A 23,750-nucleotide genomic window follows, 5' to 3' on the forward strand; every position below is an offset into this window, starting at 1 on the left:
CAGGCAGTTCTCCTCCAGATGCTTGGGCTGCACCTCCCTCAGCGAATGAAAATTAAAGCAATGTAGTACCAACTTTACGTTCGGGAGAAGCACCTGTCAGCTTCGAAACTGCGGAAGTTGGGCTAGCCGTGACATCGTAGTTTTTCTGAGGTCCGGGAATTGCGGGACCTCTTTTAGGGTAGCTAGCTGTTGCCTAACCTCGGCCAATGCCGCAAGCATTTGCCGACATCCGGCACAATCCGACAAATGTCTATCCGCCAACCCCCGAATTTCCGGTGTCAACTCTTCAGCAGCGTAAGCGAAGAGGAGTTCCTGCATCTCAGCGCATCTCATTCTCCGGTACCCCCTGACATTTCTCCATAAGCTGCTCGGAATCTCCGGCTTCCCCTGGCCAGTCTCTTGCGAACCGCTTCCTCGGATATGCCCACAATCAGGGCGATTTCTCCATACTTGAATCCTTCAATGAAGTGGAGCACCATGCATTTTCGCTGATCGTAAGGAACCTCCAACAAGGACTCTTCGATAGCCATCTGCTGCTCGATCCTCTCTGGAGCGGAATCCTTCGCCGAAACAGCCTGTCTCCCATAATCGCTGAATGGGATAAATGGAATACGGCGCTTTCGGCGATAATACTGGCGCGCATTGTTGGTGGCAATCCGGTAGAGCCATGCCTTGAACGAAATGTGTGTATTGAAGCTGTCGATGCCGCGGTATGCCTGGAAGAAGGTGTCCTGAGCCAGGTCCTGTGCCACAGCGAAATCACCGGTCAAGCGATACAGATAACGCACCATCGGCATCTGATAATGCTCCACGATTTCTTCGAACGCGTCGATATGGCCCTGGCGTATCGATTCTATGATCCGGGCTTCATCCACAGACAGCGTCTCCTTTTTCCTTCATACTATAATGCTTGGGAACATCAAAACCGGACAAGCCCGGCAATATTGTCCGCTGGAATAGATCATTGTACCGACATGCGATAGACGGACAGGCAACCAAACGTCTCGCTGCAACGCCTTGAGGCCAGCTCTCTCTGGCCAATCGAGAACGCTGGCAGGGGTTACATCACTCAGCCTTGTGGTAGGGGTGGGGGGTCTTATTCTCCGAAAACAAAGTGACGGTGCGATACTCCACAGGAAAGGGTCAAGAGGTATAGCTTCAACTCATGCTACCCAAAGGGGCAACTTTACGATAAAAGCGGTCCCGACACCAACAGTGCTTCTCACCTCGATTTGGCCTTTGTGCAACCCTACGACATAAGCGGCAATCGATAAACCCAACCCAGCCCCACCGCTGTGCCTGGCCCGCGAACCATCCACCCGGTAAAACCGATCAAATATGTTTGACAATTGTTCGGATGCGATGCCTATGCCGCTATCTTCTATGGTGACCGTTGCCCACCTGCCTTCCTCAGAAACGCTTACTGCAACTTCTCCATCTGATTTGTTGTAACGGATGCCATTCTCGATAAGATTGTGGAAGACACGCACCAGTAGCTTCGAATCTCCGCGTGTCATCAGACCATCACTGCTCGTGTTACTGGTAAGCCTCAGATTCACCGAATGCTGATCGGCCAGTGGTTTAAGATCAAACATCGCTTCCTCAAGGAGCGGTTCGAGAACGATTGGGGTATCCGGAAGAGAGTGTTCATCTGTCGCCAGTAGAAGAAGGTCATCCACCAATCGCTGTAACCGAGTGAGGGCTCGTTCCAGTGTCGAACTCATCTCACGATACTGCCCAATCGTGGAATTGGGATCAGCGGCGGTAACATTCAGGCTGGCACGCAACGTGGTCAGAGGAGTGCGCAATTCATGGGCTGCATCGGCGACAAACCGGCCCTGTTTTTCGAATGCCAACTCCAACCGATTCATCATGGAATCAAATGAGTTGGCCAATCGCTTGAGTTCATCCTCCGGTCCGGTCAGGTTGAGGCGCGTATCGAGTGTTTGGGCATCAATCCCTTGAGCCGCTTGCGCGAGTTTCCGCACCGGGCGGAGGGCTCTCCCGGACAGCCAGTAAGCGCCAAACCCACCGAGCAGGACAATCACTCCCAGCCCGATAAGTGAGATAACACGCATCTCATGAAAGACATCCTCCCGAACGGCTGAGGTTGAGACTCCGGTCAGTTTATCTATGGCAGTGGGCTGGAAGGTAATGGTGTATGAGGTGACAGTGTATGACTGCGTTTCTACCGCCTCATCCAGAGGAGAGGAAGGCGGAGTTTGTGATGGGTAAACTGCCTCTGAAGGGAAAGTGGTCCCGGCAGGGAAGGTGACAGTCACTGATTCTGGCGGCAGGGCAACAGCCTCCCCCTCTAGTGATGAAGTTCCAAAGAGAATATCCGGCCCATCGGAGGCCTGTGCTGTCATCACTGTGACAGGTACTTTCCCTGTTATTACATGAGTTTTGGTCGTTGTGATGGGAGTTGCCACATTGACCAAAACCAACAATCCGATGCTGATTGTTAGCAGTAGCCCCACCACCCAGAGCGCAAGACTCACTCTTAAGGTGAGCCTTCTCTTTACCGATTTCATGACGGAACCCCATCGACTCATAATGCATCCTCCGTGAAAGAAGGTGAGACAAGCCTGTATCCCTGCCCTACGATGGTTTCAATATATTCCGATGATGTTCCATTGCCACTGAGCTTTCGCCGTAACGAGTGAATGTGGACGCGTACTGAACCGGAAAATGGATCGGCTTCAGCATCCCAGACATGTTCCAGCAGTCTTTCCTGCGATATGTTCTCTCCGGGATGACGCATGAGATATTCCAGAATGCCGAATTCCTTGCGAGTCAATTCAATTCGGCGTTTATCATGCCAGACCGTTCTGGACATCGGATCAAGCTTGAGTTTTCCCCGTTGAATAACGGTATCCCGCCCTCGCAGGTCTCGCCGCAATAAGGCACGCACGCGAGCAGTAAGTTCGCCGAAATCAAATGGCTTGATGAGATAATCATCGGCACCGAGGTCTAGACCCGCCACTCTCTCAGCGGGATGACTGCGGGCAGTCACCATGAAAATCAGAAGATCGGGCCGGCTCACTCGCAACCGACGGCAAATTTCCAATCCGTCCATTCCCGGCAGATTCAAGTCGAGGATCAACAGATCGTAGTCGTTAACCGTTGCAGATTCGTAGCCCTGGTCGCCATCGAAAGCGATGTCCACCGCATATCCTTGCTTTCGAAGTCCTTCGGCAAGGACATTGGTGAGATCGATCTCGTCCTCAATTATCAGTATTCGCACTCTATGATTTTATCATCCGGTTTTTTGCCAATGGAGGACCACACCGTTCAATCAGGGCGAGAGCTATGCTACCCCAGATTCAGCGGGGTGACATTCGGATAGACCGGCGCAGCTTCCGGACAGGGAGTATCGGTGGGTTTTGCTTCAGGAAACGGGAATCCTTGCCCGTCGTTCAGCATGCAAGGACAGATGCAATCATCAGGAAACTGAACCCTGATTTGACCCGTTTTTACATCTCCTGATGCATAACCCATAACAGTGACAACTCCATCCTCAGATGAGAGCGCTGAAACTTCACCCTCGACTACACTGAAAGTACAGACGCATTCGGTATCAACCTGAGAGTCATCAACCGGGGCAGTACTGTTCGAGGGCGTCGTGCCCGGGTTGGTTGCACCAAGGGCTTCTACCTCAGTACTCACGCTGTAATTCAAGCTGATCGAATCAGCTTGAATCTGTCCGACTTCCTGCATATCGCTTGCGTCCCAAGCTTCAATATTAGTGCCGTCTTTCAGTTCGATGGGGCCGATATGAGCCTTTTGCGGACCATCCGCCAGAGCAACAGCACCTGTAACTCCTCCGGCTATTATGACCAGGCCCAATCCAACGCCAAACAACTGCTTTCCTATCATCTTTCCCCTCCGTGTATTACTTGACTGTACAGCCAAATTCATTAAAACACAGAGGGTGTTAAGTCTCTGTTAAGGTTTAAACGGTTTACAGGATTTCATCTCAAGGTAGCGCTCACTCCGCAATCAGTTTTGGTGTTATTGTTTCTTCAGGGACCAGAGTGGGTGCCATCAAATCATCCCAGGTCCTGGCATCAGCCGGGGCCTCGATGGGAATTGGCGCATTGAAATCATAGTAGCGGATGAGCATCGTTGCATCGAACCATCGTTCTTCTTCATCGGCACGAAACGGATCCAGTGATCTGGAGACGCTCCTCTCCTGGCGAACAATGTAATCGTCTGTCCCGATCCAGAGCACTATCGTTTGTTCAGCCCGTCGCATCTGGTCCATGTAGCGAAGTTGTTCCGCATCAAGCTCTCCTTGATCCTCCTCGATTTCGACGATCATGTCATCAACCGCCAGATTCATATCGACTTCACCCACGAAATGAAAGCAATCGGTTCCATCGATATTTTCGTTGGCCAATTCTTCCCAGTTGACCTTATCGACATAATCTGAGAACTCGCTTCTAATGAAAAGGCCCGGCCTCTGGGGTGGAAACTCGATTTCAGATTCCTCTTCGCGAAATGCCCAAAAGCTATGATCGCTGTCCCGGCTGTATTGCGTGTTTCCGATCCGTATGTATTCGTCTGTGCTGTCCTCTTCATTGGTCGAGGTCTGCCGGTATCGATCCGGAGACAGAAACTCGATATGAGACACATTGTTCTCCGCTTTGCCCCTAAAGGTCGAAGCTGACTCAAAAACAGCCCTATAGGATTCCACCGTGCTGTTGGCGTCAATTGCCTTTTCGATGATGGACAATGGGCCTGCCGCTTGGCCGCTGGCCCCCTCCTCACTGCATCCGGCAGAGGGCAATATCATCATCGTTATCAGAACCAGCAAAACGCAGATGTGCATTTTCATGAAGATATTCACTCCCCAATTCCCACCTCATGGTACGCTCTTTCTCAAACGCCGAACTGCCAGATAGATTACGATCACGACCGGCACCCAGATAACAGCCAGAATGCCGACCCAGATAAAGAAACTTCCGAGTCCCCGGCCAACGGCCGCGAGACCGTCCCAAGCCGATTCCGCGGTATCGCCTCCACTCCATCCGGACTCGGCCTCCACGGTGATATAATCAGACTTGGTCTGAGTACTCGTGTTCCCTTTGGCATCGGTCATGGTCAGTGAGATGGTATATTTGCCGTGATGATCATATTTGATTGCGGGATTCATTTCAGAACTTGAGTTCCCGTCTCCGAAATCCCAGGAATAGCCGAAAGGCTCAGATCCGCCAGCGGTCTGGTTGAGGAAATAAACCTTTTCTCCCTCTCTAACCACTATCTTGCTGGCCGCGAACTCTGCTTTCAGGGGAGTATCCTGTATAAGCGATATATAGATCAGCGATGTCGAAGAGGTCCGTTCCAGATATAGCATGCGCCCCTTGGTTTGCTCGATCCTGCTTCGCGTATCGGAGAGGTTAGATTCGACACTGAGCATATCCTGCACGTCAGTTGCCTTTCCCAGCAATACCAGGTATTGTTCTTCGGTCGCCTCCAGATTTCGAAGCTGCGACTCCAGGTCGGTATATTCCTCCGTCACATCACTCGCAGTGGTATTTTCCTGTAGAACCTCCACCGCCAGGTCTCGCAATAAATTGACGGCTGTATCGTACTTATCTGCCGGCACGCGGATGGATATACTGGCAGAGCCGCTGTTTTCCCCTCCGTAATGGTTGGAAGAAACAACATAACCTCCCAGAGATTGGGTGATGACATTGATGCTGTCCAGAGATTCGGATACCTTCTTGACCTTCAGGTTAATATTTCCAGTACGAACGATCATCCGGTCGGTGCCAAAGAGTTGGCTATCGATCGTAGAATTAGTGGTGGGGACTGTGCTTTCATCCCAAGCAGGCGCTAAAGTTACCGTTGAATATCTTTGCGAAGACTCCCCTCCGGAAATACCTGCAGGACCTGCCGGACCCTGTGCGCCCTTCACCCCGGTATATCCTGAGGCCGAAAGGGATATTCCGGTTCCCGACACATAGTTGGGAGCCGTCGTCGCTGGATAACTCAAATCTTCATCATTCTCATCTGTATTGCAGGCCGCTATCAAAAACAATATCGATACCAGCAACAGACCAGAAATCACCACAGCCAGTCTTTTCATCTCCATACCTCCTTAGATCGTATCGGTTCCCATAGAACTCTGGGCTCTCCCCTTAAATCTAAGACGTTTGTCGGGGTGATTTTGCTCACCCGGCTGTCAAAAGCGGGCCCATTGTTCATCAGCAGATATCCTGTCATCACTTGAATCCAGACCTTAGTAGATACCCACGGGCTGCCTCAGTTATTGGGCCTAGATGTCGTATAGAAGAGGTATACCATAGACAGCAGACGAAAGCAATGATGCCAGGGGCTGAACACAACGAGTCATCAAAAGCAGAAGATGCTCGGCAGGAGAAGCGATGAGGTACTTGTGGGAAATATCTGCCCGACACCCAACCAATCCTCGCCGCATTCAGACGCGCAAATGGGCGTGCCGGGCCATATTGCAAGTGAAGAACTTGAGCGTCTTGCCGATGCCGTAGACTGGGCCTAACATCGGGAGACCGGTTGGAAATGGCTATTCGGCAGTATGCCTTGGCAGGTTCTCAGTTTCATTCTCCCGGCGTGTCGAGCACCTATATGGATTGATTCGGCGCGCTATAGTGTTTGACTTGTGTTGCAACATGATCAGAGCTTACTGTGATCTGCAGGGAGTCTATTAAGGCTGGCAGAGGACCACGGACGTAAGCCCGTGGGTGAATGCCGATAGGTAGGGCTTGTTCCCCAAGGTGCCACGGGCGTGAGCCCGTGGGGTTACACTCAAAAGTGATCCTGTTCCCTCTGGGACTCCAACTGATATCTCCCAGGAAGCTATCATTGAGGGGCGCATAGATACCCACGCCTTTACAGGCGTGGTACTTGCGGGTTCAAGCGGAGCTTGTCCTGCTTCGCAGGAATCGGCTCTCACCCCCGCCTTCACAGGCGGGGAACTCCCGCTTGATTAGATTAGGGAAGTCCTGATCAAAAGTGGGATTGGATTCATACCTCTGCGCGCCAAATGCTTCACGCCTACTTGGCGGCAACCGCTACGGAAGGACAAAAGATAGAAGGCGTCCTGATCGATCCCCCAAGCCATCGGGAATCATTGCCTATGGCAATCCCTTCCTTCAGAAGCTCATAGACGTTTCCGGAAACCATGGTGTTCTTGACCCGCCCCACGATTCGGCCGTTTTCGACTTTATAGCCCAGCAGCACATTGCCGGAAAAATCGCCACCGAGAGTATTCCCCTGGGTAGCGCCCATCAACTCCTCAATCACCAGCCCCTCTTTGATATCGGCCAGAAGATCCACAAAACTTACCTTGCCCTCATCGATGATGAGGGCGCTTGTCGATGGACCGGGCAAGCTACCCACGCTGCGGCTGGCGCTTCCCGTGCTTTTGGTTTTTGCCTCGCCGGCGGTTTGCAGATCGTAAAGAAAATTCATCACCACACCCTTTTCCACCAGGGCGGTTCGCTGGGTGGGAATCCCCTCATCATCGCAAATGGAGCTGGCAGGCCGGAACGGGATGGTTGGGTCATCCCAGATGGATAGCCCGGGCGCAAATACCTGTTCGCCTCTTCGATGGCCCACAGGGGACGCCCCGCGCAACACGGTCCTGCCATTAAATGCCGAAACCAGCGGAGCGATCAAAGCGCTGGCAACTCCCATCGGGGTAAAGATAACCGGCAGTCTGGCCGTTGGTGATTGGGCGATATCCTTTGCTCTTCTCAATTGTTCCAGGGTGGCTTGGACTACTTTATCGGCGGTGGCCAGAGGATGGCAGGATCTCTCATAATCGCCCACGAAAAGCATATCCGTTCCCCGAACCAGAACCCCTTCGATGGAAATGCTGAAGACGCTTTTCTGATAGCTTGCATTTCCGCCCCTGGAATTGGCAATTGTGATCTCGTATACCGATCGATTCACCGAGGCGTCACAGAGCAGTTCCGGTTCCATGGCTCTGATTTGATCGATCATCGATTTCCCCAGTTCGACCATCGCTTCTTCTGTAACCAGCGCCACGTTCGCGTCGAAAACCGATAGCTTTGAATATGACTGCGGGTCGGGGAACTCGAACTTAGCTTCAGCGCCAAAGGGAGCCATCTCCAGCGCCATATCGAGGAGTTCCCGCTGGCCATCGGTCCGGCTGGTAGCCGCAAAACCGATGCGCCCCTTCTTGATCAGGCGTAGCGCCGTTCCTGCGGATTCTTTGGTCTGCACCTGTTTGAGCCGATTGGCCTCAAATGAGGCCTGCGTGGAACGATTTGACGCCGAGAAGATTTCGGCCCCTTCACTGGCCCTGGCTGACCTAGCTAATAGCTCTTCCACAATTCACCTCTGGATTAATGCTCGTCGACCCATGATGGGCCGGTTCGATTCTTCCCGTCCTCAAAGATCGCTTGGAACTTTTCCGGAACCCTGATCGATTTTTGGGTCTTGTAGTCAAAGAAAACCATGCATGTTTTGAGTCTGGCCACCTCCATACCGGTCTCCTTAGTGGTGATCCGATAGATGAAGTCACAGGACTTGGGAGCAAAATTGCCCACCGACAGGTCTATGGTAAGTGTTTGCCCATAGAACGCTTGTGCCTTGAAAACAATGACGGCGTCAGCCATGACATAAGCCAGATCAGTAAAGCCCAGGTGCTTTAGATATATCAAACGGGCTTCCTGAGCCAGCGTCAAAATGGCATTGTGGGCCAGATGATTTCCCGCGTTGATATCGGAAAATCGTATGGGCAAGTCAACTGAAAAGTCAAAGGTCTCCGGCAATTCTACTCGAACTCTTGGCATAAGTCTCCCTTCAATGTCAGTCCCGCACAAGCGGGAATCCAAATATAAGACGTGAATTTCCCCGTATCAAGTACGGGGCAGGCTTATCAGGTCCGGAATGACAAATGATGTATAGATAGAAAACTCTGATCAACCCCCTGACCCCCACTCTTGGGGGAAGAAAAACAACATTTAGGGGATACCCCTAAAACCCCGGCAGAGATGGTTCTCTGCACTCTCTCAAGTGCTGATGCCTGATCACTGATAACCTAAATTCCGTCTTCCTAACTCCCGCCGACCAGGCACTTCCTGATCCTGATGTGAGGGCTGCCGTTGGATACCGGCAGTGGCGATTGGCTGCGCTTGCCGCAGCCGCCGCCTTCATTCATATCCAGGTCATTGCCGACGGCATCGATATTCTGAAGGGTATCAAACACATTTCCGCTCAGTACCACGGGGCGCATAAGTTCGGCCACCTTTCCGTTGCGAATCATATAGGCTTCCGCGGCAGAAAAGGTGAACATCTCCATGGAGGTAGTCCCGCCATACCAGTTCCGGGCATAGACACCCTCCTTTATCCCACTGATCATTTGCTCGAATGTGGTGTCTTTGGGTTCGATGAAAGTGTTGGTCATCCTCACGATGGGCTGGTGCTGATAGCTGATGGCCCGGGCATTACCGGTGGGTTTTTCACCCATTCTGGCCGCCGTCTCCCGCGAGTGAAGCCTGCCGACCAGAATACCTTCCCTTATCAAATACGTTTTGGTGGCCGGTGTGCCTTCATCATCGTATTTGTAGCTCCCTCTGAATCCGGGGACCGCCGCTCCGTCGACGATATTGAGATGCTTTTCGCCGAACTTGCGTCCCAGAACCATGATCTCCCGCAGCTTGTCATTCTCATAAACATGATCGGATTCCGAGAGATGACCAAAGGCCTCGTGGGTAAAGACCCCGGCGAGGATCGGATCGCAGACGACGGTGTATTCTCCCCCTTTGACTTTTGGGGCGGCGAGCAATTCCGAAGCGCGATGCGCCATCTCCCTGACCTGGGCATCCAACCCTTCTACAAGGCCAAATTCACCTTTGCTTCCCAGACTCATGTGTGCCTGCTGGACATCTCCGCCATCGCGAGCGATCACCGCCATCCTGAGGGTGACGTCGGGCCAAGCCTGTTCGATATAGCTTCCCTCGGAGCTGGCGAAGATCACTTTTCGGCGTCCGTCGGAATAGCCGATGCTGGAGGTCTGCACCTTGGGCGCGCTCCAGATGATCTCGTTATAACGATCGAGGATTTCCTTTTTTACGGCCAACGGGATGTTAGTGGGATCTTTCTTGACGGTCAGGTCAACAGAGTCAACTATGGGATCGACGGGAGCAAGCAGACTCTTCTCTCGGCCGACCAGCCGCGCCTGTTTTACGGCCAGCGCTGTTTTCCCTTTCAAGTCGTCGAGGCTATTGAAGGAGACAAACCCCCATCCTCCTTTGACCAAGGCTCGAACACAGCCTCCAAGGCCAGTCGTTCGACCGATATCGTCAATCTTCCGATCCCGGTACTGAATCCGGGTGGACTCGGCCTCCTCGATGCGGATTTCAACATAGTCGGCGCCGTGTCCCTTCAGAGCAGATTCAATCTTTTCTCGCATTTCTTATCCTTAATTTGGCACCAGTTCAATCTCAAACAATTTGGGCCATAGTTTGCCGGTGACGAACAATCGACCCCTCTGGGCATCATAAGCGATCCCGTTGAGAACGTCAACCGGCTGGACTCTATCCTCCGGGCCAAGCAGGCCCTCAAGGTCTATCCATCCGGAAACATAGCCCGTCGCTGGATCGATAATAGCGATTGAGTTTGTTACCCAGATATTGGCGTAGATTTTCCCCTCGACATATTCCAGTTCGTTGATCCTTGTCACCGGGCCATTCTCGTCCGTGACTTGCACCTGGGCCGTTTCCTCAAAAGTGACCGGGTCCAGAAAATGAAGCGTCTCAGTTCCATCGCTCATGATCAGACGCTCTCCATCCGAAGTGATGCCCCAGCCCTCGGTGGAATAGGTGAACTGCTGGAGCAAATCAAAAGTCTGCTCATTGTACACAAACCCCTTATTTTGACGCCATGTCAGCTGCACAATCCTTTCCCCTGACAGGGTTATGCCTTCGCCGAAAAACGCATCCGGGAGTTCGCGTATCTGCAACACCTGGCCGGTTGTCAGATCGACTCTCCGGATAGAGGATCCACCATACTGACCGGTGCCCTCATAAAGAACGTCATCTTCAAATATCAATCCCTGGGTGAAGGCTTCCCGGTCATGGGGATAGGTATTGATGACTCGGTAAGTATAATGTGTCGGGGATGGAGTTGCTGTAGGGTTGGTTGTGCCGGTGACGCTCGGCGAGACGGTTGCCGAATCGCTTCCGCATGCCAGCAGCAGCGATAAACCTGCGCATATGGCCAGAACAATGAATCTCATACCATTCTCACGCTACCTCAGCCAAAGCGGCGATGACCGCATCGGTATCCTCCGGCCTGCCGACGCTGATGCGGATCATATTTTGGAGCATGGGTTTATCGAAATAGCGAATGAAGATACCTTTTCTCTCCAGCCCCGCTTTGATTTCCCTTGCCTGGCCTTTGAGCACCCGGCAGAGAATGAAGTTTGATCGGGACTCAATGGGATCGAGAATTCCCTGCGCCTTCAGCTTGGCGAACATCCGATCCCTTTCGGCGATGATGGCATTGATCCTTCCCTGCATATAATCCATATCCCGGAAGGTCTCTCTCACCGCGATCTGCGCCGCAATGGTGATGTTGTAGGGCATTTTCATCCGGTAGATCATGTCCACCAGTTCGGGCGACATGACGCCGTATCCCACTCTTAAACCGGCTAGTCCTGCCCACTTACTGAAGGTCCGCAGCACCACCAGATTGGGATTGCCGCGCACCAGGGACACAACAGACTCTTTAGCGAATTCGTGATAGGCTTCATCGACCACGACCAGGATACCGGCCTTCAGAAGCGCCTCGATATCCGTCTGCGGGGTCAGATTGCCGGTGGGATTATTGGGAGAAGTGACGAAAACGACCTTGGTACGATCATCGATGGCCGACTTTATCGCCTTCACATCGATACTGTAGTCCTCTCTCCGGGGCACACTGACGATCTCGCCCTTCAGACCTCGGTGCTGAAAGGATACATCCCAAAGGTCGGAGGGCAATTGATCACTTTGTCACCCGCCTCAAGGGTGATCCGCAGAAGGTTGTCGATCAGGTCATCGCTCCCGCTGCCGACGGCAAGGCACTCCTTACCCACGCCGACATACCCTTCCAGAATCTGGCGTACCTCTCGGTTCAGCGGATCGGGGTAAATGTGATAAGAGGTGGTCTGAGCCAGGGCCCGCTGAACTCGCGGAGAACACCCGTAGGGGTTCTCATTGCCATCGAGTTTGATTACCTTTTCCGGCCCGATCATCCCGGCGCGCTGCGCCAGCACTTCCACCGGATCGATGGGCTCATAGGGCTTCATATCGGTCAGATGGTGCCGGATCAGTTTCTCAAAAGTGTACTTATCCGTGGTTGCCCCCTTATCTCTTCACCACCAGCTTTTTGATCCCCTGGGCCAGGCCTTCCAGCGTGAGCTCATACATGGGAAATATCTTGCCGATCATCAAAACGGTGGGGTGATTCCAGTAGAATTTCTCCTCCGGGTTCATCCAGACGCAGTGGCTGAAGTGATCGGCGATCTGCTTGAGCCACAGGATCCCTGGCCGATCGTTTCTTTCATAGTAGTTGACGATGCCGTTCTGATGGGTCAGCTCGGTCGAGGCCATCCGTGCATCTCCCACCAGCACCACCTTGTAGTCTCGATCCAGATTGAACAGGAGCGACTCAGTGGGAGTGGGCTCACTCCTCTCAATATCCACATAGAGGTTATCGTAAATACAGTTATGGAAATAGTAGTATTTGAAGTCCTTGAAGTGGGAGACCGAATGCGCCGCGGTAAAAAGCCGGCTGCACGTTTGTGCATAGGGAGCCATCGATCCCCCCACATCCATCAGGAGAAGCACCTTGGTGGCGTTGATACGACTCCGCCTCCATTTCAAGTCGATATCTCCCGCGTTCTGGGCAGTGGCATCGATGGTTTTTTCCAGGTCAAGCTCATCGGCCGGGCCGATCCTTCCCAGCTGTCTCAATCCCCGCAAAGCTACCTTGATCTGCCGGACGTCCAAGGTCAGATCGCTGCGATAGTTTTTGAACTTGCGCTCCTGAGCTACCTTCAAGGCACTTCTGCCTTTGGATTCCCCGCCAACCCGGATCCCAGCCGGATGCCTTCCCGAATGACCGAACGGGCTTGTACCCCCCCGGCCGATCCAGTGATGTCCGCCGTCGTGCAGTTCGGTCTGCTCCTGCATCCGCTTCTCGAACTCGCGCATCAGCTCTTCAAGGTCCATCTGCTGGAACGTCTGCATCTCTTCCGGGGAAAGGAGCGAGCCGAACTTCTTGGGGTCGTTCAGCCAATCCAGAATCTCATCCCGAATCTGGTCCAGGGTTTCCACTCCTTTGAAATACTCCTGGAAAGCCAGATCGTACTGATCGAACAGGGCCTCGCTTTTGACCAGGATCGCCCGCGCCAGATAGTAGAACTCCTCCAGGTTGGTGATGTACCCCTTGGCCAGAGCCTCCATCAGGGTCATCCACTCGGTGAGGGTGACGGGAACCTTTTTTCTTCTAAGAGTATAGAAGAAGTCAGCAAACATTGTTTAACACCTACTTGTCTAACATTCGTATTGGTCTAGGTATTCATTCCTCGCAGCGTGTCGAAATAGTTTGACTCAACCCCCTAGTCCCCACTCGTTGGGGGAACTGTAAGGCCACGTTGCATTGTGGCCCCTACGGGACACCCCCAAGCCCACGGAAGGAGGAATCCTTCACCTCTTTTTCAACAGGCTGCCTCGGGGAAGGACGGTCGCCCCGAAAGGCTACTCAAACTCTTGACGCCCGCTGTTCCTAGTATCTCCAGCGCGCCGCCTGGCCGCCACCGGCTGCCTGTCGACCCATATAGTTTGTGTTGAAAAACTCGTGGTCGACTTCCTTCTTCAGCAGCGTGCCGATAAACGGAATATCCTTGGATATCTTCTCATGGGGGATCCCGCCGATCATCAGCGCTTTGAGCCAGTCCAGAAGTTCGCTGGTGGAGGGCTTCTTGCGAAAATCCTCCGAGCTCCTCAGGGCATAGAAGACCTTCAATGCCTCTCGCAGCAAGTCCTTTTCAATATTGGGAAAGTGCACCCGGACGATCATTTCCATCATCTCCTTATCCGGGAACTCGATATAGTGAAAGATGCAGCGGCGCAGAAAGGCATCGGGAAGCTCCTTCTCCGCGTTGCTGGTAATGATCACTATGGGACGGTGCTGGGCCGTAATGGTCTGGCTGGTCTCCGGAATATAGAAGCTCATCACGTCCAGCTCGTTGAGAAGGTCGTTGGGGAACTCCAGATCGGCTTTATCGATCTCATCGATCAGCAGCACCACCTGGTCTACATCGACGAACGATTCCCCCAATTTCCCCAGCCGGATATAGTGTTTGATATCGGCAACGTCCTGATCCCCGAACCGGCTATCATTAAGACGCTGAACAGTATCATAGACATAAAGGCCTTCCTGGGCCTTGGTGGTCGACTTGATATGCCAGGTAAGCAGCCTCTTTTCCAGTCCCTTGGAAATACTGTGGGCCAGGAGTGTTTTTCCCGTTCCCGGCTCTCCCCGGATTAGAAGCGGCCTTTGCAGAGCGATAGAAACGTTGACGGCGTTCCTTAAAGGCGCCGAGGCCACATAGTCGGCCGAGCCCTTGAATTGATCGAATCCCTTGTTTTGACTTGGCATCCGGTTTTTCCTCCTAGAGTATCCTTGCGGCCTGCTTCCAACAGGCCGCATCTATTTTAGCATGAAAGGAGAATCAGCACAAAAAAAGGAGTGTACCCGAACGGGGCTTGCGGGACCTCCGATCAAGCGGTGCGTGAGCAAGTTGAGCTCAGGCTTCGGGGGTCAGGGAATAACTTACAGTCGTGATTCACTGAGAGGGATTTCAGAGAGCGCAGGGACGCTTCCCTGCCGGGGGTTTGGGGGTGTCCCGTAGGGGCCACAATGCAACGTGCCCTTACAGTTCCCCCAACGAGTGGGGGTTAGGGGGCCTGCCCTCGACCGAGATCGGGGGTTGAGTCAGACTTTTTCAGCACCCTGATAAGATATTGGCCAGAGTGATTGCCGCTTCGGTATAATAAACCTATGAACAATATCCCTTCTACAGAGTATTATGAAGACATCAGAGTCCACGATAAGTACAAGTCCAGAGAGTATCTCCTCACCGAGAAAGAAATCGTTGAATTCGCCAATGTTTGGATGCCAAGGCCTCATCATGTCGATCCTGAATTCGCCAGAAATAGCACATTTGGCAGTTTGATTGCAACCGGTAATCACCTGATTTCAATTCTCTATAGGCTCACATACGAAGTCTCATGTGAAAAAACAACTCCTACGGCTTATATCGCAGCTCTGGGCTTGAAGGACATTCAATTTGCAGCCCCTGCTCGCCCCGGTGATTTGTTAGTCTTTCACACGGAAGTAACATCCAAAAGGGCGTCAAGGAGTGATCCTAAAGCCGGTATCGTGACTTACGCTTGCAGGTTAATCAATCAGCATGGCGATACCGTGTTGACCATGAATAGCGCCACCCTGGTCGATAAGCGACCAGAACGATAGGTCGGGCCCTCATCCCATATCGGAGCCAAGGCCTATCCCATGGGCTAACTTGGGAAATAGTTCCGAGCGCTGAGGAATCTCCTGTCCATAGATAAGCGTTCAGCCAGCTCTCCTGCCTACCGGAGCCATGTAGATGGCAAACTCATCCTTGCCGTCGAGCCCCAACAGTCGGTCCATTGATTCCTGATCGTAGGCAGCCACCGCGCAAGTAGCCAAGCCCATGGCTTCGCAGGCGAGGTACAGATTCTGGCATACATGCCCGGCATCCAGGAGAATCACCCGATGCGCCGCCATGTCATATCGCCACTCCATCCGATAAGGGATTGCCGACCAGATGAATACCACTGCCGCCTCGGCCATCCAATCCTGATGCAGTGCCGCCTGTGCGATCTTCCCTGCTGCGTCCTCATCTCTCAGCATCACCAAAAGCTGATGTTCCAAAGGCAAATACCGGTAGAAGCCTAAATCCAACGATTCAACATTGATGACGCACAGATAGGTTTCCAGCGCATGCCTCGCCCCTGCCGAAGGCACCATCCGCAAAGCATGCCCGCCATCCAACCGCTGCCGGATACCCTGGGTGGCCCAGAGCAAAAAGGAAAGCTCTTTCAGCAAAAGAGGCCTTTTCTGAAAACGGCGGCGGCTCTCTCGATTGCCAATCGCCGCCATGACGTCCAGTCCGGGGAGGTCTTTGAACTGATCATGAGGTACCAAGTCAATGCGATGAGCCTGGGGATCGAAAGACTTCTCCACTGGCGGAGGCGGAATCCCCCGATTCTGATCCGTTCGCCTGAAGTTGATCTTTTTGCGGATGCTGTCCTTGAGGAAGGATCGACCGTTTTCCATTGCCGAGTCTGCCATGATCGACCTCCGTCTCTAAGTCTTGAGTCACGAGATTGGCTTACTCGCCGATGATCTTCACCAGAACTCTCTTGGGACGTCCGCCATCAAATTCCCCATAGAAGATTTGCTCCCACGGCCCAAAATCCAGTTTCCCATCGGTGACAGCCACCACCACTTCCCGCCCCATGACCTGGCGCTTCAGATGGGCATCGGCGTTATCCTCGCCGGTTCGATTGTGCCGGTAGCGGCCGACGTGTTCGTGAGGAGCCAGTCCCTCCAGCCACTCCTCGAAATCGTGATGGAGGCCGCGCTCATCGTCGTTGATGAAGATCGAAGAGGTGATATGCATCGAATTGACCAGCACCAGCCCATTTCTGATGTCGCTCTCCTTCAGGCATTCTTCCACCTGAGAAGTGATGTTGATGAAATCTCGGCGTCCCCGAACGTTGAACAATAGCTCTTTTCGATAGCTCTTCATCTTGCCAAATCTCTCCTCTTTTGGACATAGGAAAAACCCCGGCACACCCAGAACAACGCGATGAACTCCCAATGCTGACCCCTGATCGCTACGCTACCACAGCAGCGGCTCTGCCTCGGCCAACATCCCCACCATCTCATCGGCCAGTCGTTCCGCATCAGAGCCATATTCCTGCAACAAGCTCTCCTTAACCCAGATAGAGAAGAGATACCTTACGCAACGGGTATCTTCCTTCTGGGCCAGCATGAACTCCTGATGCTCCCGGTTGATGTAAATCGAGCTGCTCTGGGGGTCGTACCAACTGCGAGATGACGATCTCTCCTGTGGAGGGGCAGTAAGCCTGATGTGAGGAGCACGGGTCTCCACGGGACGTCTGGGTCTGGCAGGCCTTTCAGAGGATGCTTTGAATGAATCCGTGTTCACAATCACCGGTTCTTTCTTCTGTTGAGGCATGGTAATAAGCGATCGGTATGGCAAGTCTTCCAGCAGTCCTTTTTCCCGATAACGCAGGAACTTATCGATCAGCTTGCCCGCTTTATGCATCACCACTTCAAAGCGCCGCTCACGAGAATCGGCGCTGACTCTATCGATGGTCTCTCTAACATCCGGGGCAATCCGATTAAGCTCAGAGACAAACGCCTGGTATATCTGGTCCTGGACCACCGACGTTTTGGAAGCAGTGCGCTTCAACTGATCGCAACGGACATACCCCTCGATCCGCCTATCTGTCCAGGGAGGAATCTTGAAATCATCGAGATCGGTCAGGAGGCAAATTCGTGTGCCGCCGCGTCCGTAGAGGCTAAGGGTAGCATCGGCCATTTCCCATGGCAGGACATGGAGTTCAATCGATACCGACCCGAGGCGGCCCAGAGCATGAGTGGCAGACATCGCCTTGATCCCGCGGTATCTCTGGGGAGGAACCGGCTCGGAGTGCTGATTATCGGAGATAGACATGGCATAGAGGCCTTGCCTCAAATCGCTGGCGAACTCCTTGCCCAGGAATTCCTTGAAACCGTCCTTGCGCAGCTTATCCATGGCCTCGGGCAGAATATTTTCCAGATAGACCGCTGTCCCCCTTTCCGAATGTTCGTGGCGCGAGCATTTTTCCCGAATCTCGGCCCTTCCTCTCTTGAGCCAGGGACGCTCCAGAACCAGGCAGCTTGAAGGCGCACCATCGATATCTGTGGAGGCAATGTGTAATTCTTCGGCAATTAAAGAAAACGCCAGTATCCCTATCCCCTTCTCGCCTCTGAGTGCCAGTTGAACCTTCTCAGAGTCGCCGATATGCTGCAGGACCTGTTTCATTTTTTCCTGGCTCATGCCGATGCCGTTATCGGTGACAATGATCGATTTCAGAGTTCTGGCGGGTGGTTCGGCATTTGCGGTTTCATACTGCAGCCGGATTGATATGCGGCCCTCATCGGTTCCCAACTGCTGGATGGCGTCGGCCGAGTTCTCCACAAATTGCTTGGCAGCTTCCCGGTGACTGTGGCACACACTGGCTAGCGTCTCGAAAACCCCCGGTCCGGTCTGGAGCGTTATTTTGGCCAAAGTATCCCTCCTTCTTATGTGCAACTTAGGCCTTACTTATGGTGAATCATAATACCGCTGTCTGGAAAAAGCAACCGATCCTGAAAGGGAATACCCGTGTTTGCAAAAAACTGCAAAGCGACGAAGTAATCCACCTTTCATCTCTACTTGGGGGAGGGAGCTAGAGGGAAGGAAAAAGCCCGCTGGTTGAACTGAAATCCGGTAGCTGCTATGCTTGAGAAGATCGGGGAAGAGAACCCTTATCACCGGCAGAGACTCTATGGACACTCCAGTGAACATATCGCTCAAACCCATCGGGGAAGTCAGCAACGACATCAAGGAAAAGATGCGGCACGGATGGGGGCAGATCCAATCGACCCTCATCATCCGCCCCGATCTCGCCGCCTCTCTGGATGGGCTTGAGGATTTTTCGCACCTGATCGTGCTTTTCTGGATGCACCAGGCCACAGGAGATGCCCCCATCAAACTGCATCCGCAAGGCCGGGAGGATATGCCGCTGGTGGGCGTATTCGCCAGCAGATCTCCACACCGGCCGAACAGCATCGGAATGACGATTGTACGGCTTCTGGAGCGAAAAGAGAATACGCTGAGGGTGATCGGGCTCGACGCCATCGACAAAACCCCGGTGCTGGATATCAAGCCGTATCTCCCCGGCGATTCGGTTCCTGAAGCCCAATTCCCCGAATGGGTGGCCAAGCTCCACAGGAATGAACCGGCGTAAATGTCTATCCGGCAGAATCTGGAGCTGATCTACCAGCGGCTTTTCAACCGCTACGGACCTCAGTATTGGTGGCCCGCCGAAGAGCCTTTCGAAATGATCGTCGGAGCCATTCTTACGCAATCGGCAGCTTGGGGAAACGTAGAAAAGGCCATCGCCAATCTGAGGCAAGCGCAAGCACTGAGCCCCGCTGCAATCCGAGGGCTTACTGTAAACGAGCTGGCCGCCCTGATCTATCCTTCAGGCTACTACAACGTCAAGGCACGAAAGCTAAAGGCCTTCGCCGATAGACTTTCAGAGAGCCACCAGGATTCGCTCCAGACATTATTCGATCTCGACTTGGCGCAACTCCGCAACGAACTTCTCTCCATCTACGGCATCGGGCCAGAGACCGCTGATTCCATTATTCTCTATGCTGCCCAAAAGCCGATATTTGTTATCGACGCCTACACGCATCGAATTGTGGATCGGCTGGGATTTTATCCCGACGGCAACAGTTATTCAGCGCTGCAGGCTCTCTTCATGGAGAATCTCCCCCTCGATGAGAAACTCTTCAACGTATATCACGCCCTGCTGGTCTGCCTGGGCAAGAATACGTGTCGTACACGCCCTCGTTGTGAGGGGTGTTGCCTCCAGGATATGTGCAGATTCAGGCCAGCCCAAACCCATTGTCAGTCAATACGTATTTAGTGTATACTGAAAATCGCTTACTTTGGCGGAGGTGGATTTAGTGGAACATGCAGGCTTACCCAAGTGTCAGAAGTGCAAAACAGGTGATCTCGTGCCTTTATCTGATTACGGAGGACAGGGCGCGTCTGTCCATTACAAAGCATGGGCTTGTACCAACCCGGACTGCGGTTTCAATATTAAGATCAGGAACGGCGATATCTATATCAACGAGCCGATCATGAGTGGCACAGTCCACTCTACCCGGGTTCGCTAAATCAGCAAACTGCCTGAACATTCAGAGTGAATCTGACTGAGATTCACGTCTCCTACACTGCGTTACTGGGAGAATGTGGACCTGGGGGATATCTCTATCCCCCAGGTTTTTCAGCAGACGTGTTTAGTGTTCCAAATAATCCCTGAGCTTCTTGGAGCGAGTCGGATGCCGGAGCTTACGGAGTGCTTTGGCTTCAATCTGGCGAATGCGCTCACGAGTGACGTTGAATTCTCGCCCAACTTCTTCCAGAGTGCGGCCGCGGCCGTCTTCAAGTCCAAATCTGAGTTGCAAGACCTTACACTCACGCTCAGTGAGTTCGCTCAGAACCTCCTCAATCTGCTCTTTGAGCAATAGATGAGAAGCCATTTCGGAAGGCGTGGCCTTGCCATCCTCAATGAAATCGCTTAAGTGGCTGTCTTTGTCCTCGCCGATGGGGGTCTCCAAAGATATGGGCTCCTGAGTCATCTTGAAGACCTCTTCCACCCTCTCCGGCGGCATGTTCATTTCCTTGGAAATCTCTTTGGCAGTCGGCTCCCGGCCGTATTCCTGAGCCAGACTTCGGCTCAAGCGCACCAGCTTATTGATGGTCTCCACCATATGAACCGGAATTCGAATGGTGCGCGCCTGGTCCGCGATGGCTCGAGTGATCGCCTGCCGAATCCACCATGTGGCATAAGTGCTGAACTTGTAGCCCCTTCGATAATCGAACTTTTCCACCGCACGGATAAGACCTATGTTGCCTTCTTGAACCAGGTCCAGAAGAGCCATACCCCTTCCGATGTATTTCTTGGCAATACTCACCACAAGACGCAAATTGGCTTCAATAAGATGATGCCTCGCTCTTTCACCTTCATCCCGAATTTTTTGCAGGTGCTGCTGAAGCTCTCTATCGTGAGATGCCAGGATAGCAAACAATCTGGAATCAGCCGCCGGGTTTGCGATTTCGGGAAGAAGCCCTTCTTCCTCAAGAATCTGGATCAGGTTCTTAGGCACAAGGTCACGGTCCAGAGAAAGATGAATGAGGGTGGATTCGATCTCATCAGGGGTAATACCTGTTTCACGGGCTATGGCGATTACCAAGCGGTGATCTATTTCTCCGTCAAGCGATTGTTGCGACTTCGGATCATTAAGTATCTCTGTAACTGAAGCTTCAGCAGGAAGACCCAGTTCGGTTCTTAAGATATCGACAAATTTGAGCGCCTGACCCAATTCCATCAATATCATCATGACGATATTGATGGTAGAGGGAGGAGTTTTGTATCTTTCATGCCATGCCGCTTCGATCCGCCCCATATGCCTGACTTCGTCCATCTGGCGCGCCAGGATTCTCTCAGTGGCCCCGGTCAGAAGCGGCACCTGCCCCATTTCCCGGAGATACATCCGCACCGGATCGTCAATCATCTCCTCCAGATCCAGAGCCGGTTCCTCTATCTCTGCATCATCCTCAAAGTCCGACGCAGCCCACTTTTCGATCTCAATAGCGGCAGGCTCCTCGATCCATTCTTTAGCGGGCTCGTCCTCAATAACCTCCTCGTCCGCTACGTCTGGCTCAGATGCGACATCAATGTCATCGTCATCAGGTTCTATCGCTTCATCTTCGATTTCCAGATCTTCCTCTGGCTCCGCGGCCTCCCGAGGTTCCTCTATTACTTCAATTTTGGTTTTGCGACTTTTCTTTGCAGTCCCCACCGTTCCTCCTTGAATACATCATCAGCTCAAACTGGCATGCCGACGCTGAAGTTCTATCAACCGTGCCGACCCCTCCTCCAAATTCGTACCATCCTCTAACGCCGATTCGGCCTCAAAAACATACTGGGATTTCAAACTGCGCATTTTCAGGCGACGAAAGCAATCCGCAAACGCCTTCTCCTGCTCACTTTTATCGAGGGGTGGTGTTTGTTTATCGAGGAGATTCTGGACATGGTCATGCAATTCCGCATCCAGCGCCCCCAAAAGGTCCTCGCTTGTGCGGGTCTTTTGCCAGGCAGCAAAAACCTCTCTGTTCTGCGCGCACTCAAAATGATCAGCCGAGATATCGTTTGCCAGCTCTCTCAGCAAAGGGTGCCGGAGCAAAAGGCTGAGGCAATACTCCTCCAACTGGTCCCCGGTGTTTTTCCGAGAGGAATGAGATATCTCAGGGCTTTTTCTTTTGGGTTTTCCCGGTTCCTTTCTGTAAAACCGGTCCGCCAGCTTGCCCGCCAGAACCCTCTCGCTCACACCCGTCAGCCGGGATAATCGAGTGAGATAGGCCTCCCGCATGGCACTATCCTTCATCTCTGCAATCAGGGGCAACAGTTTCTCGATAAGCTGTGATTTCCCCTCTAACCGGGTCAGATTAAACTCCCTGGCGGTAGAGGTGAACAGGTAGTCGATCAGCGGCTGGGCCGTATTGACCAGTTCCCGCCATTTTTCGGGGCTCTCCCGAATCACGTCATCCGGGTCCTTCCCCTCCGGCAACGACAGGATATTGATGTTGCCCCGAAGCTGAGTCCCGCCTTCCAGCCAGCCACGTACGCCTCCAGTCTCCTGCTTGAGCATGCTCCGGAAAAGTTCGATGCCTCGAAGCGTGGCGGCATTTCCGGCAGCGTCTGAGTCCAGCGATAGATAGATATGGGTGGTCAGCTTCTCAATCATGGAGATTTGCCTGTCCGTCAGAGCGGTGCCCATCGAGGCAACCACGTTAAGGAATCCATATTGATGAGCCGTGATGGCATCCATGTATCCTTCAACAATCACCACTCGTCCTTCACTCCGGATAGCTTCTTTGGCGCGGTCCAGGGCGTACACGATATCGCTCTTCTTGAAAATGGGGCTTTCCGCCGAATTCAAATACTTGGGCATGGAATCATCCAGGGCACGAGCCCCGAACCCCACCACCTGTCCTTTGATATTGCAGATCGGGTACATGAGCCGCCCCCGAAACCGATCATAGCAACGACCTTCTTTCTCGGTGGCCAGCCCGCCAGTCACCAGTTCTGCTTCACTAAAGCCCTGCCCCTTCAGATGCCTTTTCAGTTGTTCCCAATCATCGAGGCTGAATCCGAGCCGAAATGCCTTGATGGCCTGCTCCGTAAGCCCGCGTTTCTGAACATACTTTCGGGCTGATTCCGCCGCCGCTGAGGTCAGCAGAAGCTGATGAAAATAATCTGCTGCCGCTTCATTGGCCTGATAGAGCCTCGGCAGCCGTTCATCCACCTCAACCCGGGCTTTCTTTTCCGGCAAGGAAACGCCTGCCCTTTGAGCCAGTGTTTTGAGCGCCTCCCCAAATTCCAGCCCCTCTTTCTTCATCACAAAGGAGATCACATCACCGCCGACCCCGCAGCCAAAACAGCGCCAGGTTTGCCGGTCCGGAAATACAAAGAAAGAAGGGGTTTTCTCGGTATGGAAAGGGCACAGCCCGCGGAGATTTTTCCCTGATTTCCCCAACTGGACGTACCCGGAAACGACGCTTGCGATATCCAGTCTTTGTTTTACTTCCTCTGAGATATTCATTTCAAGACCCTTGCCGCCATATCAATGGCATACAGATCGGTCATGCCTGCAATATAATCCACAGCCGCCCGCTCCACTCCGTGGCCCAAGTGAATCAGCTCGGGGGGGAGTTCGCCGGGATTTGCCACAAAATGGCGGTAAAGAAAGCGAACCACATTTCTGGCTCTCTCTGCCTCATCGGGCAT

24 protein-coding genes are annotated in these 23,750 nt (G+C 53.0%); 3 read left to right on the top strand and 21 right to left on the bottom strand.

Translation table 11 applies throughout. The features are described 5' to 3' along the window. Nucleotides 1–96: 96 nt before the first annotated feature. The 15 genes from PHV74_06815 to PHV74_06885 all read right to left on the bottom strand — a co-directional run bounded on the left by PHV74_06815 (nucleotide 97) and on the right by PHV74_06885 (nucleotide 14,664). Nucleotides 97–333 (bottom strand): zf-HC2 domain-containing protein, encoded by a 237-nt coding sequence (locus PHV74_06815; protein ID MDD5094071.1) that lies wholly within the window; start codon nucleotides 331–333, stop codon nucleotides 97–99. Then, nucleotides 330–875: an RNA polymerase sigma factor gene (locus PHV74_06820; protein ID MDD5094072.1), complete on the bottom strand. Its 546-nt coding sequence runs from the start codon at nucleotides 873–875 to the stop codon at nucleotides 330–332. The genes PHV74_06815 and PHV74_06820 overlap by 4 nt, the downstream gene beginning before the upstream one ends. A gap of 288 nt (nucleotides 876–1,163) precedes the next feature. Continuing rightward, a complete protein-coding gene (locus tag PHV74_06825) occupies nucleotides 1,164–2,534 on the bottom strand; it encodes a HAMP domain-containing sensor histidine kinase (protein ID MDD5094073.1) in 1,371 nt (456 codons plus the stop codon). A 17-nt stretch (nucleotides 2,535–2,551) separates the two neighbouring features. Next, complete coding sequence (locus tag PHV74_06830; protein MDD5094074.1) at nucleotides 2,552–3,247, bottom strand: response regulator transcription factor; 696 nt, start codon at nucleotides 3,245–3,247, stop codon at nucleotides 2,552–2,554. Nucleotides 3,248–3,315: 68 nt separating this feature from the next. After that, a complete protein-coding gene (locus PHV74_06835) occupies nucleotides 3,316–3,879 on the bottom strand; it encodes a hypothetical protein (GenBank protein MDD5094075.1) in 564 nt (187 codons plus the stop codon). Between the two features lie 112 nt (nucleotides 3,880–3,991). Continuing rightward, nucleotides 3,992–4,852, bottom strand: a complete 861-nt coding sequence (locus PHV74_06840) for a hypothetical protein (protein MDD5094076.1) — start codon at nucleotides 4,850–4,852, stop codon at nucleotides 3,992–3,994. A 15-nt stretch (nucleotides 4,853–4,867) separates the two neighbouring features. Further along, a complete protein-coding gene (locus PHV74_06845) occupies nucleotides 4,868–6,094 on the bottom strand; it encodes a DUF4349 domain-containing protein (GenBank protein ID MDD5094077.1) in 1,227 nt (408 codons plus the stop codon). A gap of 947 nt (nucleotides 6,095–7,041) precedes the next feature. Then, complete coding sequence (locus tag PHV74_06850; GenBank protein ID MDD5094078.1) at nucleotides 7,042–8,343, bottom strand: TldD/PmbA family protein; 1,302 nt, start codon at nucleotides 8,341–8,343, stop codon at nucleotides 7,042–7,044. A 14-nt stretch (nucleotides 8,344–8,357) separates the two neighbouring features. Beyond that, nucleotides 8,358–8,807: a thioesterase family protein gene (locus PHV74_06855; GenBank protein ID MDD5094079.1), complete on the bottom strand. Its 450-nt coding sequence runs from the start codon at nucleotides 8,805–8,807 to the stop codon at nucleotides 8,358–8,360. A 263-nt stretch (nucleotides 8,808–9,070) separates the two neighbouring features. Then, nucleotides 9,071–10,429 carry a TldD/PmbA family protein gene (locus tag PHV74_06860; GenBank protein MDD5094080.1) on the bottom strand — a complete coding sequence of 453 codons (1,359 nt, stop codon included), beginning with the start codon at nucleotides 10,427–10,429 and terminating at the stop codon, nucleotides 9,071–9,073. Nucleotides 10,430–10,438: 9 nt separating this feature from the next. Then, nucleotides 10,439–11,254, bottom strand: a complete 816-nt coding sequence (locus PHV74_06865; GenBank protein MDD5094081.1) for a glutaminyl-peptide cyclotransferase — start codon at nucleotides 11,252–11,254, stop codon at nucleotides 10,439–10,441. Between the two features lie 7 nt (nucleotides 11,255–11,261). Further along, nucleotides 11,262–11,936 carry an aminotransferase class I/II-fold pyridoxal phosphate-dependent enzyme gene (locus tag PHV74_06870; GenBank protein MDD5094082.1) on the bottom strand — a complete coding sequence of 225 codons (675 nt, stop codon included), beginning with the start codon at nucleotides 11,934–11,936 and terminating at the stop codon, nucleotides 11,262–11,264. Between the two features lie 17 nt (nucleotides 11,937–11,953). Further along, a complete protein-coding gene (locus tag PHV74_06875) occupies nucleotides 11,954–12,307 on the bottom strand; it encodes an aminotransferase class I/II-fold pyridoxal phosphate-dependent enzyme (protein ID MDD5094083.1) in 354 nt (117 codons plus the stop codon). 58 nt (nucleotides 12,308–12,365) lie between these two features. Next, on the bottom strand, nucleotides 12,366–13,538 hold the full coding sequence (locus PHV74_06880) for a VWA domain-containing protein (GenBank protein ID MDD5094084.1): 1,173 nt from the start codon (nucleotides 13,536–13,538) through the stop codon (nucleotides 12,366–12,368). Between the two features lie 250 nt (nucleotides 13,539–13,788). Beyond that, complete coding sequence (locus PHV74_06885; protein ID MDD5094085.1) at nucleotides 13,789–14,664, bottom strand: MoxR family ATPase; 876 nt, start codon at nucleotides 14,662–14,664, stop codon at nucleotides 13,789–13,791. 402 nt (nucleotides 14,665–15,066) lie between these two features. On the opposite strand from PHV74_06885, the gene PHV74_06890 reads away from it, so the two are divergent. Beyond that, nucleotides 15,067–15,540, top strand: coding sequence for a MaoC/PaaZ C-terminal domain-containing protein (locus tag PHV74_06890; GenBank protein MDD5094086.1), 474 nt, complete (start codon nucleotides 15,067–15,069; stop codon nucleotides 15,538–15,540). Between the two features lie 99 nt (nucleotides 15,541–15,639). Here PHV74_06890 and PHV74_06895 read toward each other — a convergent pair whose 3' ends face one another. The 3 genes from PHV74_06895 to PHV74_06905 all read right to left on the bottom strand — a co-directional run bounded on the left by PHV74_06895 (nucleotide 15,640) and on the right by PHV74_06905 (nucleotide 18,412). Then, nucleotides 15,640–16,401, bottom strand: a complete 762-nt coding sequence (locus PHV74_06895; protein MDD5094087.1) for a SagB/ThcOx family dehydrogenase — start codon at nucleotides 16,399–16,401, stop codon at nucleotides 15,640–15,642. 40 nt (nucleotides 16,402–16,441) lie between these two features. Continuing rightward, nucleotides 16,442–16,861, bottom strand: coding sequence for a secondary thiamine-phosphate synthase enzyme YjbQ (locus PHV74_06900; GenBank protein MDD5094088.1), 420 nt, complete (start codon nucleotides 16,859–16,861; stop codon nucleotides 16,442–16,444). A 93-nt stretch (nucleotides 16,862–16,954) separates the two neighbouring features. Next, nucleotides 16,955–18,412, bottom strand: coding sequence for an ATP-binding protein (locus tag PHV74_06905; GenBank protein MDD5094089.1), 1,458 nt, complete (start codon nucleotides 18,410–18,412; stop codon nucleotides 16,955–16,957). 259 nt (nucleotides 18,413–18,671) lie between these two features. On the opposite strand from PHV74_06905, the gene tsaA reads away from it, so the two are divergent. Then, entirely contained in the window at nucleotides 18,672–19,133 is a 462-nt protein-coding gene (gene tsaA / locus PHV74_06910) for a tRNA (N6-threonylcarbamoyladenosine(37)-N6)-methyltransferase TrmO (protein ID MDD5094090.1), read from the top strand. Then, the gene (locus PHV74_06915; GenBank protein ID MDD5094091.1) at nucleotides 19,134–19,820 is read left to right on the top strand and encodes a hypothetical protein; all 687 of its coding nucleotides are present in this window, start codon (nucleotides 19,134–19,136) and stop codon (nucleotides 19,818–19,820) included. It abuts the gene before it with no gap. Between the two features lie 376 nt (nucleotides 19,821–20,196). On the opposite strand, the gene rpoD is transcribed toward PHV74_06915, so the two are convergent. From rpoD to PHV74_06930, 3 genes are all read right to left on the bottom strand, one after another. Next, nucleotides 20,197–21,762, bottom strand: coding sequence for an RNA polymerase sigma factor RpoD (rpoD, locus tag PHV74_06920; protein ID MDD5094092.1), 1,566 nt, complete (start codon nucleotides 21,760–21,762; stop codon nucleotides 20,197–20,199). A gap of 21 nt (nucleotides 21,763–21,783) precedes the next feature. Next, entirely contained in the window at nucleotides 21,784–23,565 is a 1,782-nt protein-coding gene (gene dnaG, locus PHV74_06925; GenBank protein ID MDD5094093.1) for a DNA primase, read from the bottom strand. After that, nucleotides 23,562–23,750 (bottom strand): deoxyguanosinetriphosphate triphosphohydrolase (locus tag PHV74_06930; protein MDD5094094.1); only part of this gene is annotated, 189 nt, incomplete at its 5' end. The genes PHV74_06930 and dnaG, both read right to left, overlap by 4 nt.

Source organism: Dehalococcoidia bacterium (assembly GCA_028711995.1).
GTDB lineage: Bacteria > Chloroflexota > Dehalococcoidia > SZUA-161 > SpSt-899 > JAQTRE01.

Bases quoted from the DNA above. Each gene is read 5' to 3' on its own strand.
- PHV74_06815 (MDD5094071.1), bottom strand. From the start codon at position 333: ATGAGATGCGCTGAGATGCAGGAACTCCTCTTCGCTTACGCTGCTGAA.
- PHV74_06825 (MDD5094073.1), bottom strand. From the start codon at position 2,534: ATGAAATCGGTAAAGAGAAGGCTCACCTTAAGAGTGAGTCTTGCGCTC.
- PHV74_06835 (MDD5094075.1), bottom strand. From the start codon at position 3,879: ATGATAGGAAAGCAGTTGTTTGGCGTTGGATTGGGCCTGGTCATAATA.
- PHV74_06845 (MDD5094077.1), bottom strand. From the start codon at position 6,094: ATGAAAAGACTGGCTGTGGTGATTTCTGGTCTGTTGCTGGTATCGATA.
- PHV74_06855 (MDD5094079.1), bottom strand. From the start codon at position 8,807: ATGCCAAGAGTTCGAGTAGAATTGCCGGAGACCTTTGACTTTTCAGTT.
- PHV74_06860 (MDD5094080.1), bottom strand. From the start codon at position 10,429: ATGCGAGAAAAGATTGAATCTGCTCTGAAGGGACACGGCGCCGACTAT.
- PHV74_06865 (MDD5094081.1), bottom strand. From the start codon at position 11,254: ATGAGATTCATTGTTCTGGCCATATGCGCAGGTTTATCGCTGCTGCTG.
- PHV74_06875 (MDD5094083.1), bottom strand. From the start codon at position 12,307: ATGAAGCCCTATGAGCCCATCGATCCGGTGGAAGTGCTGGCGCAGCGC.
- PHV74_06880 (MDD5094084.1), bottom strand. From the start codon at position 13,538: ATGTTTGCTGACTTCTTCTATACTCTTAGAAGAAAAAAGGTTCCCGTC.
- PHV74_06885 (MDD5094085.1), bottom strand. From the start codon at position 14,664: ATGCCAAGTCAAAACAAGGGATTCGATCAATTCAAGGGCTCGGCCGAC.
- PHV74_06890 (MDD5094086.1), top strand. From the start codon at position 15,067: ATGAACAATATCCCTTCTACAGAGTATTATGAAGACATCAGAGTCCAC.
- PHV74_06895 (MDD5094087.1), bottom strand. From the start codon at position 16,401: ATGGCAGACTCGGCAATGGAAAACGGTCGATCCTTCCTCAAGGACAGC.
- PHV74_06900 (MDD5094088.1), bottom strand. From the start codon at position 16,861: ATGAAGAGCTATCGAAAAGAGCTATTGTTCAACGTTCGGGGACGCCGA.
- tsaA (MDD5094090.1), top strand. From the start codon at position 18,672: ATGGACACTCCAGTGAACATATCGCTCAAACCCATCGGGGAAGTCAGC.
- PHV74_06915 (MDD5094091.1), top strand. From the start codon at position 19,134: ATGTCTATCCGGCAGAATCTGGAGCTGATCTACCAGCGGCTTTTCAAC.
- dnaG (MDD5094093.1), bottom strand. From the start codon at position 23,565: ATGAATATCTCAGAGGAAGTAAAACAAAGACTGGATATCGCAAGCGTC.